General features: G+C 45.5%; 12 protein-coding genes and 2 tRNA genes. All 14 read left to right on the top strand.

All coding sequences use genetic code 11. The features are described from left to right. Positions 1–11: 11 nt before the first annotated feature. The 14 genes from ACQEXP_RS00070 (at position 12) to ACQEXP_RS00005 (ending at position 14,619) form a co-directional block, all read left to right on the top strand. Positions 12–1,466 carry a sigma-54-dependent transcriptional regulator gene (locus ACQEXP_RS00070; RefSeq protein ID WP_426967386.1) on the top strand — a complete coding sequence of 485 codons (1,455 nt, stop codon included), beginning with the start codon at positions 12–14 and terminating at the stop codon, positions 1,464–1,466. Next, positions 1,447–2,499 (top strand): glycosyltransferase family 4 protein, encoded by a 1,053-nt coding sequence (locus ACQEXP_RS00065; RefSeq protein WP_426967384.1) that lies wholly within the window; start codon positions 1,447–1,449, stop codon positions 2,497–2,499. Before ACQEXP_RS00070 ends, ACQEXP_RS00065 begins: the two co-directional genes overlap by 20 nt. A gap of 130 nt (positions 2,500–2,629) precedes the next feature. After that, positions 2,630–3,835 (top strand): glycosyltransferase, encoded by a 1,206-nt coding sequence (locus tag ACQEXP_RS00060; protein ID WP_426967382.1) that lies wholly within the window; start codon positions 2,630–2,632, stop codon positions 3,833–3,835. Further along, on the top strand, positions 3,828–5,012 hold the full coding sequence (locus ACQEXP_RS00055; protein ID WP_426967380.1) for a glycosyltransferase family 4 protein: 1,185 nt from the start codon (positions 3,828–3,830) through the stop codon (positions 5,010–5,012). The genes ACQEXP_RS00060 and ACQEXP_RS00055 overlap by 8 nt, the downstream gene beginning before the upstream one ends. A 23-nt stretch (positions 5,013–5,035) precedes the next feature. After that, complete coding sequence (locus ACQEXP_RS00050; RefSeq protein WP_426967378.1) at positions 5,036–6,463, top strand: lipopolysaccharide biosynthesis protein; 1,428 nt, start codon at positions 5,036–5,038, stop codon at positions 6,461–6,463. Next, positions 6,460–7,860 carry an O-antigen ligase family protein gene (locus ACQEXP_RS00045; protein WP_426967376.1) on the top strand — a complete coding sequence of 467 codons (1,401 nt, stop codon included), beginning with the start codon at positions 6,460–6,462 and terminating at the stop codon, positions 7,858–7,860. The genes ACQEXP_RS00050 and ACQEXP_RS00045 overlap by 4 nt, the downstream gene beginning before the upstream one ends. 73 nt (positions 7,861–7,933) lie before the next feature. Next, a complete protein-coding gene (locus tag ACQEXP_RS00040) occupies positions 7,934–8,665 on the top strand; it encodes an acyltransferase (RefSeq protein WP_426967374.1) in 732 nt (243 codons plus the stop codon). Continuing rightward, positions 8,658–9,773 carry a glycosyltransferase family 1 protein gene (locus tag ACQEXP_RS00035; RefSeq protein ID WP_426967373.1) on the top strand — a complete coding sequence of 372 codons (1,116 nt, stop codon included), beginning with the start codon at positions 8,658–8,660 and terminating at the stop codon, positions 9,771–9,773. Before ACQEXP_RS00040 ends, ACQEXP_RS00035 begins: the two co-directional genes overlap by 8 nt. Then, a complete protein-coding gene (locus ACQEXP_RS00030; RefSeq protein WP_426967371.1) occupies positions 9,770–11,206 on the top strand; it encodes a GumC family protein in 1,437 nt (478 codons plus the stop codon). The genes ACQEXP_RS00035 and ACQEXP_RS00030 overlap by 4 nt, the downstream gene beginning before the upstream one ends. A 133-nt stretch (positions 11,207–11,339) precedes the next feature. After that, a complete protein-coding gene (locus ACQEXP_RS00025; RefSeq protein ID WP_426967370.1) occupies positions 11,340–12,434 on the top strand; it encodes a glycosyltransferase in 1,095 nt (364 codons plus the stop codon). Beyond that, positions 12,431–13,618 carry a glycosyltransferase family 2 protein gene (locus ACQEXP_RS00020; RefSeq protein WP_426967368.1) on the top strand — a complete coding sequence of 396 codons (1,188 nt, stop codon included), beginning with the start codon at positions 12,431–12,433 and terminating at the stop codon, positions 13,616–13,618. The genes ACQEXP_RS00025 and ACQEXP_RS00020 overlap by 4 nt, the downstream gene beginning before the upstream one ends. A 9-nt stretch (positions 13,619–13,627) precedes the next feature. Then, a complete protein-coding gene (locus ACQEXP_RS00015; RefSeq protein ID WP_426967366.1) occupies positions 13,628–14,266 on the top strand; it encodes a sugar transferase in 639 nt (212 codons plus the stop codon). A 156-nt stretch (positions 14,267–14,422) separates the two neighbouring features. Next, a tRNA-Val gene (locus tag ACQEXP_RS00010) sits at positions 14,423–14,499 on the top strand. A gap of 46 nt (positions 14,500–14,545) precedes the next feature. Further along, positions 14,546–14,619, top strand: a tRNA-Val gene (locus ACQEXP_RS00005). Positions 14,620–14,621: the final 2 nt, after the last annotated feature.

The raw sequence follows: 14,621 nt of genomic DNA, 5'->3' as shown, positions 1-14,621 counted from the left end.
GGAAATCGCCTATGAAACCAAAAGTATTATTAATAGAAGATTCCACATCACTGGCTATTCTGTATAAGCAGTACGTTAAGGACGAAAATTACGACCTTTTCCATGTTGAAACGGGTAAAGAAGCGATCGCTTTCATTGAACGTAATGTCCCCCATCTAGTGATACTTGATTTAAAGCTACCCGACATGGATGGCGAAGATATCTTAGACTGGATCAACGAACAGCAGATTCCTACGTCTGTGGTTATTGCTACCGCACATGGCTCCGTTGATGTGGCAGTGAGTTTGCTGCAAAAAGGCGCAAAAGACTTTTTAGAAAAACCAATTAATGCCGACCGTTTAAAGACTTCAATTGCCCTGCATTTACAGCAAGTAAAACTGGAGACACTCGTCGAAGATATTGAAGCTAAATTCGACCGCAATCGCTTTCATGGTTTCATCGGTTCAAGCCTTCCAATGCAAGGGATCTATAAGATCATCGACTCTGTCGCACCTACTTCTGCGAGTGTTTTTATTATCGGCGAGAGTGGTACCGGTAAAGAGGTGTGTGCAGAAGCCATTCATCAAGAGAGCAAGCGCCGCGATAAACCCTTTGTCGCCATCAATTGTGGTGCTATCCCCAAAGATCTGATGGAAAGTGAGATATTCGGCCACGTAAAAGGCGCTTTTACAGGTGCGACAGCGGATCGTAAAGGGGCGGCATCTCAAGCCCATGGTGGAACCTTATTTCTCGATGAGCTATGTGAGATGGAACTGGAAATGCAGAAAAAGCTTCTCCGCTTCCTGCAAACCGGAACATTCACTCCGCTCGGTGCAACCAAAGAGATGAAGGTTGATGTTCGTATTATCTGCGCAACAAACCGAGATCCTTTGCAAGAAGTCGAGCAAGGTAGATTTAGGGAAGACCTCTATTATCGTGTTCATGTGGTTCCCGTTGAAATGCCACCTTTGAGAGATCGTGGTAACGACATCATTACCTTAGCGACCCACTTTCTCAAAGTGTACGCCAAAGAAGATGGTAAGAAGTTCTCCTCAATCCATCGAGAAGCGGAATCTACGCTTAAACGTTACAACTGGCCTGGCAATGTTCGCCAGTTGCAAAATATTATTCGCAATATTGTCGTGTTGAACGATGACAGTCATTTGAGATACGAACATCTTCCAGAGCAACTAATCAAAAACAAAAAACTCCAGCCAAACTCACTGACTGCTGCGGTCTCTGAGCCAGTCAGACCGCGGCATGATGTTGACTCCACACTTCATATGACGGATGCCATACCACAAGTCGCAAAGTCGGATCACAATATACGTCCTATGTGGCAGATAGAGAGAGAAGCGATCCAACAAGCGATCGATTACTGCGACGGCAATGTGCTCAATGCTGCGGTGCTGCTCGAACTTAGTCCTTCAACCGTGTACCGAAAAAAACAAGCTTGGGAGTCTGAGGATGAGCAGCAACTCGTCTGATCAAGTTTGGTTGGTTATTGATAGTCAAACCTTCGGTGGTATAGAAACGCATGTGCTTGAGCTCGCGAAAGGGCTCAAGCTCTTTAACATTCACGTTCAAGTTTGGCTTCTTCGCCGCTATCCTCATCACAACCAATTGAAACAACAATTAGAACAAGCGAACGTAAGCGTTGATTATCTTGATCGCGATAAACAGCACTGTGTTTTTCAATTACGCGACCTGATTCAAACTCAACGCCCCACCGTCGTACACGCCCATGGCTATAAAGCCAGCATCATTTGTAAACTGCTGCATCTCGTAACTGGCGTTGCACAGATCACGACTTATCACGCTGGCGAGACACCTAAAGGAAAAGTATGGTTTTATGACTTGATGGACAGATACAGCTGCTTTCTCTCTACCCACTCGCTTGCCGTCAGTCATGCGATCATGGCTAAGTTGCCAAGTCAGTCTGTTTGCTTCAACAACTTTATCGATAACCACCAGCTATCCATCAGCACTGGACAACAGATTGCTTTTGTCGGGCGATTAAGTGAAGAGAAAGCGCCTGATCGATTTATTGAAATTGCGCGGCTTAATCATGAATTAAACTTTGATGTTTATGGTTCAGGGCCGATGGAAACAGCTCTCACAGACTGTGCTCCAATCAATGTTCGCTTTCACGGTCACCAGAGTGACATGTCGAGTATTTGGCCAAATGTTGGCTTATTGGTCATTTGCTCTCGGTTCGAAGGTCTTCCAATGGCGGCCCTTGAAGCTATGGCGCGCGGTATTCCCGTTCTTGCACTCAATGTCGGCAACCTCAATAAATTGATTCGTCACCAACACAATGGCTTTCTGGTTAACTCTATGGAAGAACTCAACCAACAACTGCAAAATTTTGTCTCGCTCGACTCGCATCAAAGAAGCACACTACAGCGCAATGCCGTCGCGACCGTTGAACGACACTTTTCACCTTCGGCTATCATCCCTCAAATGCTAGAGCTCTACTTTCCAAAACAGTTTCAAACTGATTCTCAAATTGAGAAATGAGCGACTCTTACCTTTATCATTTCTAAAAACAACTACAAAACAATAACTTAAAATCCATCAATTTGTGGCATCCCGTTTGCGTTACAACTGCTATCGACCTTTATTCTTACGACAGCAAAAGGGATTGGCTATGGCGAAAAAAATTCTGTTTGTACACTATGGTGATAACTGGATTCGCGGCAGTGAACAATGCTTGCTCGATTTGATTAAGTTCCTAAATCCAAATCACTTCCAGCCCTTGGTGTGGACCAACAATCGTACATTGGCAGAGCAACTCGACCAAATCAACGTCACCACAGAACTGAGCCAATTTCGTTTGTTACTGGGTTGGAAAGCCCCACGTTTCAATTTGATGAGCTGGATGGGGCTGGTAGAGCACGGTTGCGAGCTCATTGATCGAGAAAAGATCGACCTTATTCATGTCAATAGTGGCGCACCTTGTCAATGGATGGTGGCTGCGGCAAGGATCAAGAATATCCCTTTAGTCACTCAACTTCACTGCCCTTACCAGATCAGAGATCGTCTTACCCTAGGTCTTCATCTATCGCCTCATGTTATTTCGGTCAGCAAGTACGTTTCACAAGCTTTGCTCAATGATGGCTATCCCGTTGAACGCGTTAACATTGTGCACAACGGTATTGACACGCGAGCTTTGTTAGCCCAATCCGAAGTTGATGTTCGAGGTGAACTCGGTATTCCGCAACACGATTTTGTTTTTGCCACTGTCGGATCTTTAATTCACCGCAAAGGGATCGATCGAATTCTTACCGCGCTTCGTCACGTAACCCTTGAATACCCTCATACACGTCTCGTGGTTATCGGCGATGGACCACTGAAAAGTAAACTTCAAGAGCAAGCTGAATACCTTCATCTCGCGATGCAGGTACACTTTGTTGGTGAGCAAAGAAACGTTGTTGGCTGGCTTAAAGGTTGTGACGCTTTTATCAGTGGCGCACGCAGTGAAGCCTTTGGGTTAGTGGTTGCAGAAGCTGGATTGGCTAAGCTGCCCATTGTCGCACCATTTGAAGGCGGTATTCCTGAGTTTATCAGCCACGGTAAAACCGGAGTGCTATATCCTAATAAAGGGATTGGCCCAATCGCGAGTGCAATGCGGATTTTGATTAACAATCCTAAGTTGTGCCATGGCCTCGCTGCCAACGCCTATCGCCATATCATCAAAAACCATGATTTATCGGTAACGTGTCCGCAGATTGAACAAGTTTATAACACCATTCTTGCACAAAAAAACAATCAAGTACGCGGCCTATTCACCTCTCTTTCACCACTAAAGACCTACTTATCGAATCGCGTCTCTTTAGGAGGCCAACATGGTTAAGTCTAATTTTACCTTGGTGTTTGACCCAATCCCGTTTAAAGGCGGTTCTAAAATCGCAACCAGCGATGCACTCAATACATGTCGAGTAAACGGGAATCAATTTATTGTCTTGACCATCCAACCGGAATTTTGGATCAACAGCGACTTTTACGCCAAACATGATGTCATCATTACCCCTATTCGCGCTGTGTCGGCATTGATGAAAATTCATCATGGGCCTTTATATTGGTTAAACCAACTCTATTTGCTGTTGGTCTTGTTTATTACTCTATTACGTCATCGCGGAATAACAAAAGTGGTTGGCGCATCTGGCCCTGGTATTGATATGGCGATTTATCTGCTTAGGCGTGTTGCCGTTTACGAAATCATCCAGTTCGTTCACGGTTGTGTTGGGCTTTCGCGCTCTATTGGATACTGTTTGACTCAAGCCGATGCGGTATTTTACTTACCCTCGGCAAGAGAAAGCTTAAAAGCCGCGTTACAGAGTTACTTACAGCACAAAACGAACATTGCGGATGCATCCGCGCTAGCAGAATCTTATCTATGTGCACAACATTATCACTCTTTTGCCAATGGCTTACCTCAATCTAGATGGCCGACACCTTGCCAAACTCAGTTACCAATTTGCTTTTGGGCTGCATCGCTATTGAAATGGAAAGGTCTCGACCTCTTAATCGATGCCATCAAACTCACCACCCATTATAAACCGATTGCGTTAAACATCTGTTTTATCCGTCCGGTCGATACCTGTTTGCCCGTTTCACAGGCGCCAATAAATCTAAGCAACTGTCAGTGGTTTGAGGATCCACAAAACCTAGATGAGATACGCAGTCAATCCAATATATTCATCTCAACCAGTCAAAACGAACCTTTTGGACTTTCCATCCTTGAAGCGCTTGCAGCTGGTATGTGTGTGCTTATTCCTCAAGATGGCGCTTATTGGGACCAACAGCTGGTTCATAACCGCGACTGCATCAAGTACCAACCGGGCGATGTCGATTCACTGGCGAATGCTTTGCTCTACGCCGTCAGTGATCAAGAGGTTTTTGATCGTTGTCGTCAAAACGCAGGTTTATTAGCCAAGCACTATCGTGCAGAGATTCGCTATAAGAGATTTGCTCAGTATATCAATGGCGATTTGGCACTGACCATGGCGCGTGTCATTCAGAATAACTAAACGGCGCAAATCAGGAGGTTGCTATGTCCAACGGTCATATAAAGAACATTAGTTTGTATGCTGTGAGCTTGTTTCTGATGAAAGGAGTCTCACTGTTTACCCTGCCGTTAATGGCTCACTATTTGTCACCAAACGAACTAGGCCATCTTGAACTGTTGGGGATTACCACAGTGTTTTTCAGCTTGGTTGTTGGACTGGTAATGCATGAAAATCTCTACCGATTTATTGGGCCGATCCGCCACGCTAGATTGCGCAGAATAAAAGCAGCCAAGTTATATAGTGCGTCTCTATCTCTTTCTGTTTTTTTAAGTATCGTCATACTGTTTTTCTACATGGTTTCTCCTTTCAAACTCGATCTATTTGACACCACTCAGCTTGCGCTTATTCTGTTGGTACTCTGCTACGAAGCGCCACTGGCGATATGTCTTGCTTGGTTACGTCTGCATAATCAGGCGGATCTATTTTTTAAGGTATGTACAACAACAGTCGTGATTCAGGTGGCGTTACTCGTTACCGTGCTAACTCATTCTCCTGACGTGACAACCATCTTTGCACTCAATGTACTCTGTACTTTTGCCCAATTTCTCTTTCTTCACTTTTACCTACGATTCCCATTTCGCTTACCTAAAACCACTCATTTAAGACAATACCTCTATTACTCGATGCCGTTAATGTTGTCTGGGGTTGTCGCGTTTGGTTTAAGCGGTGCAGAGAGATGGTTGATTGCAGGTGCGACCGATCTTGAAACGTTAGGTATGTATGCTATTGCCGCTAAATTCGCCTTGGGTGTCGGAATTTTAATTCAACCTTTTCACATGTGGTGGATGCCAAAACGTTTCGAATCTATGCAAGTACATGGTTCTGGCTACACAGCCAAAGTAACCCAGCGTGGCGTTTTACTTCTTTGTCTTATCGCCATCAGCGTCTCTTGGCTTAGTCAGATTTTCATAGAGTTGGCTCTCCCATCGAACTACCAGCCAGCCATCGGCTATGTCAGCCTAACCATCACCATGATGCTATTTAAGGAGTTAGTCGAACTGTTTAATTTTGGCGTTTTGTATCGTAAGAAGACCCCACAGTTACTCTACATTAATATTTTTGCGACCTTCGTGGCACTCGGAACATGCATTGTGACGCTAGAGCATGGGCTGTATGGAATCTTGCTATCGCTGGTGGTTGGTCAAGTGACTCGCTTCGTGTTGACCTTGTATCGTAGCCAAAAACTCTTCTACCTTAACTATCAGCTTTCAGCATTGCTTGGGCTGGTGTTTTTAACCATTACCTTCATTGTAACCAGCCGCTACCACCAACATTTAGAAGTATCAGTACTGATGTTAGTTCTTCAGCCGCTTGCTCTAATTGCTTACGCGATTCGCTGCCAATTAGTCACTATTATCTCGATTAGAACAGTGTTCATCGCAATGCAAACCTACTTAGGTAAAACCCAATGAGCCGCGACAAACACATCAAAGCGATCATGTGGATGTCACTGCTGTGCTTCACTCTTGCAGCAATATGGATGTTTGTCCCTCACCCTGCCATTGTGATTGTGCTTTGCTTTGCGCCACTTGGCGTTCTGTTTGTGCTCAATCAGACATTTTGGCTAGTCAGCCTGTTCGTGTTGTTCTCCTTTTTCCGAATTCACGAAGCGATACCAGCCCTCTACTCATTGAAGATTCCATTGTTACTCTCTGTGGGCGCTTTGGCTGCTTTGATTTGGCACAGTTTGATTAGCCGACAACTGACCACCTTTTGGCACCCGAGCTTTACTTGGTTGGCCGTTTTTTGGCTGCTTGTCGTCATCGGTGCCGTATTGTCATCCAATCCTGGACTTGCCATCACCTATTTCAAAAATATTTACTGGAAAATCATCATTATGACTTTGGCGATAGCATGGTTGGTTAACAGTGAAGAATCCGTTAAAAGAATCGCTACGCTGATCATTTTAGCGGGGTCGTTAATCGCTGTCGTGGCGTTATCAAATTCGATCAATGGGGTCGGTCTGGTCGAAGGGACAAGGGTGACCATCGGGCGAGAACTCGGCTCAATGTTAGGCGACCCTAATGATCTCTCTCTGGTGCTCATGTTTCCGCTCGCATTCGCCATTAGCTTTGCGACCACGAAACAAATTGGCTTTTCTCGCATTCTGGGCAGCATAGGTTTAGTACTTGCTATGGCGGCAGTCATTGCAACTCAAAGTCGTGGGGGGTTGCTCGGTTCCCTCGCAGTATTTGGTATCTTTGGTTTACGATTAATTCGCTCGAAAACTCTGCTAATCACTATTGGTCTCATCGCGATGGTGATACTGTTCGCAGTCGCTGGTATCTCAGATCGCCAATCAGGTGGTGCCGCAGAACAGGGTATTGATGCATCCGCAATGGGGCGCTTATACGCTTGGGAGGCGGCATTTAAGATGGCATTAGATCATCCACTAACTGGTGTCGGACTGAATAACTTTTACGCCAATTATTTTTTCTACAGTCCACACTGGGATGGACTCAACCATGCGGTTCACAGTACCTGGTTTGGTGTTTTAGCAGAAACGGGTTTTTTAGGATTGCTAGTTTTCATCGCCATGATCGTGTCGCTGATAAAAACGAGCCGAACGACCATGACAATCTTAGACTCCAGTACCGAACCCGTCTCACCCTATCTGAAGGCCACCGCTTTGTCAGTCTATGCTGGTATTATTGGTACAATTGTGTCCGGAACCTTTCTCACCCAAGGCTTTACATGGCCAATTTATATCCTAGCCGCTTTGTGTATTGCGCTATCCCGAATTAGCCAAAAGCATTCTCAATTTGAGAAAACACCTTCCCAATCAGAGAATAAATATTTAAAGCACTGATTTAATTAACAATTAATTATGGCACGCTTAGTGTAATGATCTCTGCATAATTCAAAAAATGCAGGGATAGATTATGTTGGCACAACGCATTAACCACTTTAAGGTGTGGCTTCAACACCACGAAAATCCATCTTATCGCAAATTGTTTCTCATATTGAAAACAGTTCGAGCCTTCGATATTCCAACGCCTCAGTGGTGGAACAGAGTGTGTTACTTCTTATATCAAACTCTAACCGGTTTCTATCTCAGCCTAGTACGCGTGATGATTCACACGCCTGCGTTCAAAGGCCGTCTCAAGCAGCATGGTAAAAGTCTCTACTTGTTTGGTGGTGTCCCTTTTATCTCTGGTCCACTGTCGATCACTGTCGGTGATGATTGCCGAATTTCAGGTCAAACCACCTTCAGCGCGAGACCACAGTCCAGCAATCCCCAATTGCTCATCGGCAGTAATGTCGACATCGGTTGGCAAAGCACCATCGCCGTAGCTACACGCGTGGTCATTGAAGATAACGTCCGTATCGCTGGGAGAGCATTTCTGTTTGGTTATTCTGGCCATTCACTTGACCCAGAATTACGCGCTCAAGGCCATGGTGATGAATGCAGAGATATCGGCGATATCGTTCTTGAACACGATGTTTGGCTAGGCACCAATGTTACGGTATGCCCAAATGTCACCATTGGGCACGGCACTGTGGTTGGCACTGGTAGTGTGGTGACCAAAAGTCTCCCCCCTATGGTGGTTGCCGTAGGAAACCCAGCCAAAATTGTTCGCTACCTGAACAGTCAGGAGGTTGACCATGCGTGATTTAATTGTGTTTGGTGAAGATTTTGGCGGTCTGCCTTCGAGCACCCAACATTTAATTGTACGTTTAGCCAAACAAAGAAAGGTTCTCTGGGTTAATTCAATAGGATTGCGCCAGCCTAGGTTAACGCGACATGATTTAAAACGAGTCGTAGCCAAACTGTTGGGTAAAAGTAAAGGCGGTTTCAATTCTGGTCACACCTTACCTGACAATATAACGGTGGTTAATTTGCGCACCATTCCGGCACCGCGTTCTTATTTGGCTCGTCGCATTGCAAAAATGATGATTTGCGTTCAACTGCTTCCCGTCATCAAGACACTTAAACTCGACAACCCCATCCTGTGGAGTTCCTTGCCAACCACGGCCGATCTTTGTGGATCGCTGGGCGAGTCTGCGGTGGTTTACTACTGCGGCGATGATTTTTCCTCATTGGCTGGCGTAGATCACCATGTTGTCGCACAGCATGAGCTAAAGTTGGTTGAACAAGCCGATTTAATACTCGCCGCCAGCGCCCAACTGCTGACAAAGTTTCCTCAAACTAAGACTCACTATCTACCGCATGGCGTCGATACCGCGCTGTTCAGCACGCCGGCTGCTCGCGCAAAGGATCTGCCGCCAAGACGACAACGAATCGCGGGCTTCTATGGCAGTTTATCTAACTGGCTCGACTATCAACTGCTAGAACGAGTTTGTCGAGACAATCCCGATTGGCAGTTTGTCTTTATCGGCCCTATCGAGCTCGACTATAACCCGCTCCCTAAGCTTGAGAATGTTCACTACCTCGGGCCTCGCCCACATCACCTTCTGCCCTGCTATAGCCAGCACTGGGACGTGAGCCTGTTGCCTTTTGTCGCTAATAAACAGATCTGCTCCTGTAGTCCTTTGAAACTGCTCGAGTATCTAGCAGCAGGAAGCCGTGTGATCAGCACTCCGTTCCCTGCCCTTGTACCATATCAACAGCATGTTGACGTAATCACAAACGCGGAACAGTTTTCTCTCGCACTTAAACGCGTTGCGATTCAGCAGCCACGTCTCGGTTTTCTGAATATCAGCAACGAAAGTTGGGATGCTCGCACCAACAAACTTAACGCTATGTTGGAGGCTCTATGAACGACCTGAAACTTCGTCTCATCGTTATTCTCAATGGCGCTTGGCGACAAAGATATGTCATCGTCGTTCCTATGTTGATCTTGCCATTTATCGGTTATTTCGTTGGCAAAATGGCTCCGACCAATTACGTTTCACATACCTCTATGCTGATACAAGAAACCGCAAAAATGAACCCTTTCTTAGAGGACATTGCAGTCTCTACCATGCTTAAAGAACGTCTCAATGCATTAAGTACTTTGTTGAAAAGTCGTCATGTTCTAACTGCGGTGGCCAACGAGCATGGATTGATCAACGATTCGATGTCAGATGCCCAAAAAGATCATGTCATCAACAAACTATCGAATAGTCTCACGGTCAGCCAGCCAGGTAAGGATTTCTTAAAAATATCCCTCACAGCACCTTCACCGTCTGGTATGAAAGAGATGCTTGAATCAATCAGCGAGCATTTCATCGAACAGTTACTTGCACCTGAGCGTTCATCAATTAAAGACTCGTCGGAATTCCTAGCAATACACATTGAAAAGCGCCGTGTAGAGTTGGATCAAGCTGAGAATGAACTCGCAGACTTTAGAAACCGCTTTGCCTCCGTAACACCTGAAATGCAGACGCAATCGCTCGCTCGCTTAGCAGCGCTAAAGCAAAGCTATGCGGAAAAAAGTGCTGAGCTTGCTGGTGTTGAACGCAGTTTAGGTTCACTCGATCAACAGCTATCAAAAACCAATCCTGTGGTGGGTAAAATCGAAGATCAAATCATTGAAATCCGCAGTGAACTGACGTTGTTAAAAGCCAAATACACGGAAAGTCACAGCGCGGTACAAGGTAAAGAGCGCGAGCTACGCCGGCTTGAGAATGAAAGAACACTTTTGCTGCAAATGGAGCAGCCAAACATCAGTAGTGATCAACTATGGGATATTGCCAGCAGTAGCCAATTGAGAGAACTGGGTGATATTCAGCCTCTACTCGTCACCCAACTCCACAGTCTACAACTCGTGAGAGGACGTTATGAGTCTCTCAAAGAAGAAACAAAAAGCCTCAACAACATGATTGTTCAACTAGAACAAGAAGCGAATAAGTTTGGTGACAACGCCAAAACCATGCACCGTTTAGTTCGCAACGCAGAAATCAAACGTCAGCTCTATGATGAACTGCTTCAACGCTACGAAATGGCTCAATTGACAGGGTCACTCGGTGTTTTTGAGCAAAACAAAAGGGTTAAAATCATCGACCTTCCTTTTACACCCAGTCGCCCCGCTAACTTACCAATCATTATTTTTATCATCGCAGGTTTTGTCGCAGGGATTGCACTCGGCGCCGGTGTCGCGACATTAATCGAACTTTTCGATTCGTCGGTGCGCCGTAAATCAGAGATAGAGTCAATTACTAAAGCACCTTTGCTGACTCATCTTCCCAAAATCAAACCTTACCACTCATAGTGAAACGTAATTTGATTTTCACTATGACAATCACCCAATAAAAATAGTTAAACACATGATAAATAACAATTAAATCATTGGCACATTCTATGCTATCTGCTAGTTAGGTAATTAAACCATGTCAGGAGATAGCATGAATAACCATACCAAAAACGTCATTCATGTCGTTCAACATCTTGCCCCAGGGGGACTCGAATCACTGGCACTCAACATGCTGACGTTTTCCAACCCTGAGCACCACGTATTGATTGTTAGCCTTGAAGGCTCAAAGCAAGAGGCGATTTCTCACTGGCCTCGGTTAGGCGAAGTCGAAGATCACCTCGTGTTTCTTGATAAACCGGCAGGGTTTAGTTTTACGACATTACATCGTCTATATAAGCTATTTCGCACATTAAAACCGACCACTGTACACACTCACCATATTGGTCCAATCATTTACGGAGCGATTGCAGCACGTTTTGCTAACGTGAAAGCCCGCATCCACACCGAACACGATGCTTGGCACTTATCCAACCCAAAGCACTGTTCACTACAAAAATTGGCTCTCGCTATCGCCAAACCCTCTGTCGTTGCCGATGCAAAATTGGTGAGAGATCAATTATTTGAACGACTTAACTATCACGACGTATCGGTAATCAACAACGGCATTGATTGTCAGCGGTTTAAACCTGGATCAAAGCCCCTCGCCCGTCAGGCATTAGGCCTTCCCGTTTCTTCGACCATCATTGGCAGTGCTGGACGGCTCGAACGTGTTAAGGGTCACGACATACTGCTTGATGCCATGGTGTTGCTGCCAAAGGACATCTATCTGGTGATTGCCGGAGCGGGATCGAAAAAAGAGGCGCTTGAGCAACAAGCACAAAGGCTCGGGATTAGCCAACGTGTCATTTTCCTCGGTCTCGTCGACGACATGTGTCGCTTTTACCAATCTTTAGATCTGTTCTGCTTACCCTCTAGGAGTGAAGGCTATCCGCTTTCCACGCTTGAAGCACAAGCATGTGACATTGTTACCGTTGCCTCAGATGTTGGAGCTTGCAGCGAAACCCTTTGTCCTATCACAGGTTCAGTGGTCGAAAGTAATAACCCAAACGCACTGGCAGAGGTTCTACTAAACAACTTATCAGGCAGACATGATACGCATTCACCAAGGGAGTTTGTTCTGAAAAACAATGATATACGCCAAATGGTCAAAGCCTATGACCAACTAGCTGTGGAGAAAAGCGCATGATGGAACTTCTATTGACCGCTCTGTTTTTCATCTCGAGTAGTTTGATTATCTATCACCATGTTGGATATCCAGTATTACTCTCATGGTATTCAAAACATCATCCACTCAAGGCGATTAAACACGCATCCCGAGGCTATAGACCAGTGACGAGTGACCAAGATTGTGCGTCGATTACTATTCTCGTGCCAGCCTATAACGAAGAACAGTGGATTGCAGATAAGATTCGCAATCTGTCGTCACTCGATTATCCAAAAAATCGTTACAACGTGATTATTGCTTGCGATGGTTGCACGGACAACACCGCATTAATCGCAGAGCAGACTATTCAAGAAGCTATCTGCGCTGATACGCACTTTGAAATTCGTGTGTTTAACGAGAATCGCGGCAAAGTGGCCGTCGTCAATCAGCAGATGTCGACGATATCTACCGATATTACGGCGCTTAGCGATGTATCCGCCCTAATCTCTATTGATGCGTTGTGGTTGGCTGATCGTCATTTTCATGATTGCCAAGTTGGTGTCGTTAACGGTCACTACCAGCTATTTAACCATGACAATGAAGGCGAGAATCGCTACTGGCAGTACCAGAGTAGAGTCAAAATGCATGAAGCCTCTCTAGGGTCTACGCTCGGGGCGCACGGCGCGTTTTATCTATTCCGTACTCGCCTGTTTAAAAACATGGGTACGGACACCATTAACGACGACTTCATCATTCCTATGGAGATTGTTCGTCAAGGGTATTTAGCCAAATATGAGCCCAGAATGGTGGCGTTGGAAATGGAAGCAACCAACCAACAAAATGACTACCACCGCCGATTAAGAATCTCCGCGGGTAACATGCAACAAGCGATACTATTGGCCGATATGTTTATGCCTCGCTACCGTGGTGTCGCTTTTGCGTTTGCTTCGGGAAAAGGCTTACGCCTGCTCACCCCCTACCTGCTGATTCTTTGCCTGGTTTCGTCAATATTATTGATGAACAACCCTTTGTTTATGGCAGCGTTAACGGGGCAAATCGCCCTCTACTCTCTGGCGTTGCTCAGTTACTTCTTGCCCTACATATTCAGCCACAAAGTCTGCAAACTGGTGCTCTATATTGTCGCCGGACACTGTGCAAACTTCATTGGTGGCTTACGTTACCTACTCGGTCTTGAATCAGGAAAATGGTCTCGTGTAGACCAATAAGGATATATTATGAGCAATGTATCAACACACATGTCAATCTGGTTAGCTAAACGCCTCTTTGATCTAGTTGGCGCGATCTTTGGTTTACTCCTTTTATCGCCGTTTATCCCCTTCATTGCAGTGGCAATAAAAGTCAGTTCACCGGGCCCCGTTTTTTACAAACAACTTCGTGTTGGTAAATCGACGCCTGAAAAAATGGTCTTCTTTGAAATCATTAAGTTCCGCACCATGTATCAAGACGCAGAACAGCGAACTGGAGCTGTTTGGGCAACAGAAAACGACCCACGAATTACGCCTATTGGTCGTTTCCTGCGTAAAACTCGCCTAGATGAAATCCCCCAGCTGTTTAACGTGGTAGTGGGAGATATGTCTTTGATAGGCCCAAGACCGGAACGTCCAAGTTTTTACAACAAGCTGGAAGCAGCCATTCCCTATTTCGCTGACCGAACCTATGGAGTGATGCCGGGTATTACTGGATTGGCTCAGGTTAACCAAGGTTATGACACATGTATTGATGATGTGCGTAGGAAGGTCGGGTACGACCACAGTTACGCGTTGTCACTCTGTTCGATGAAATCTTGGTTAGCAATGGACATGAGTATCATCACAAAAACCATCATTGTTATGTTTGATGGCCGAGGACGGTAGTCGTTGCATGTGTGTGATTTAATGCACATTTTCGTATCTGATGCGGATAAAACGACGTCAATTCGCTTAGATATAAAGCAAACGAGCTAAAATCGATAAAAATGCTCTTGCACGATCGATTAACTCTCGGTAACATCCGTCTCGTTCTTAAGGAATGGGTCCGTAGCTCAGTTGGTTAGAGTACTACCTTGACATGGTAGGGGTCGGCGATTCGAGTTCGCCCGGACCCACCATCCCTTAAAGTCATGTTAAAACCAAAACATGCAGAACATTAAATTTGGGTCCGTAGCTCAGTTGGTTAGAGTACTACCTTGACATGGTAGGGGTCGGCGATTCGAGTTCGCCCGGACCCACC

It is taken from the genome of Vibrio sp. TRT 1302 (assembly GCF_050113875.1).
Taxonomy (GTDB): Bacteria; Pseudomonadota; Gammaproteobacteria; order Enterobacterales; family Vibrionaceae; genus Vibrio.
Note: the sequence above shows the minus strand (reverse complement) of the source record. Positions and strands in the feature narration are given on the sequence as shown.

Coding starts and splice junctions, on each gene's coding strand:
- ACQEXP_RS00070 (WP_426967386.1), top strand. CDS start 12: ATGAAACCAAAAGTATTATTAATAGAAGATTCCACATCACTGGCTATT.
- ACQEXP_RS00065 (WP_426967384.1), top strand. CDS start 1,447: ATGAGCAGCAACTCGTCTGATCAAGTTTGGTTGGTTATTGATAGTCAA.
- ACQEXP_RS00060 (WP_426967382.1), top strand. CDS start 2,630: ATGGCGAAAAAAATTCTGTTTGTACACTATGGTGATAACTGGATTCGC.
- ACQEXP_RS00055 (WP_426967380.1), top strand. CDS start 3,828: ATGGTTAAGTCTAATTTTACCTTGGTGTTTGACCCAATCCCGTTTAAA.
- ACQEXP_RS00050 (WP_426967378.1), top strand. CDS start 5,036: ATGTCCAACGGTCATATAAAGAACATTAGTTTGTATGCTGTGAGCTTG.
- ACQEXP_RS00045 (WP_426967376.1), top strand. CDS start 6,460: ATGAGCCGCGACAAACACATCAAAGCGATCATGTGGATGTCACTGCTG.
- ACQEXP_RS00040 (WP_426967374.1), top strand. CDS start 7,934: ATGTTGGCACAACGCATTAACCACTTTAAGGTGTGGCTTCAACACCAC.
- ACQEXP_RS00035 (WP_426967373.1), top strand. CDS start 8,658: ATGCGTGATTTAATTGTGTTTGGTGAAGATTTTGGCGGTCTGCCTTCG.
- ACQEXP_RS00030 (WP_426967371.1), top strand. CDS start 9,770: ATGAACGACCTGAAACTTCGTCTCATCGTTATTCTCAATGGCGCTTGG.
- ACQEXP_RS00025 (WP_426967370.1), top strand. CDS start 11,340: ATGAATAACCATACCAAAAACGTCATTCATGTCGTTCAACATCTTGCC.
- ACQEXP_RS00020 (WP_426967368.1), top strand. CDS start 12,431: ATGATGGAACTTCTATTGACCGCTCTGTTTTTCATCTCGAGTAGTTTG.
- ACQEXP_RS00015 (WP_426967366.1), top strand. CDS start 13,628: ATGAGCAATGTATCAACACACATGTCAATCTGGTTAGCTAAACGCCTC.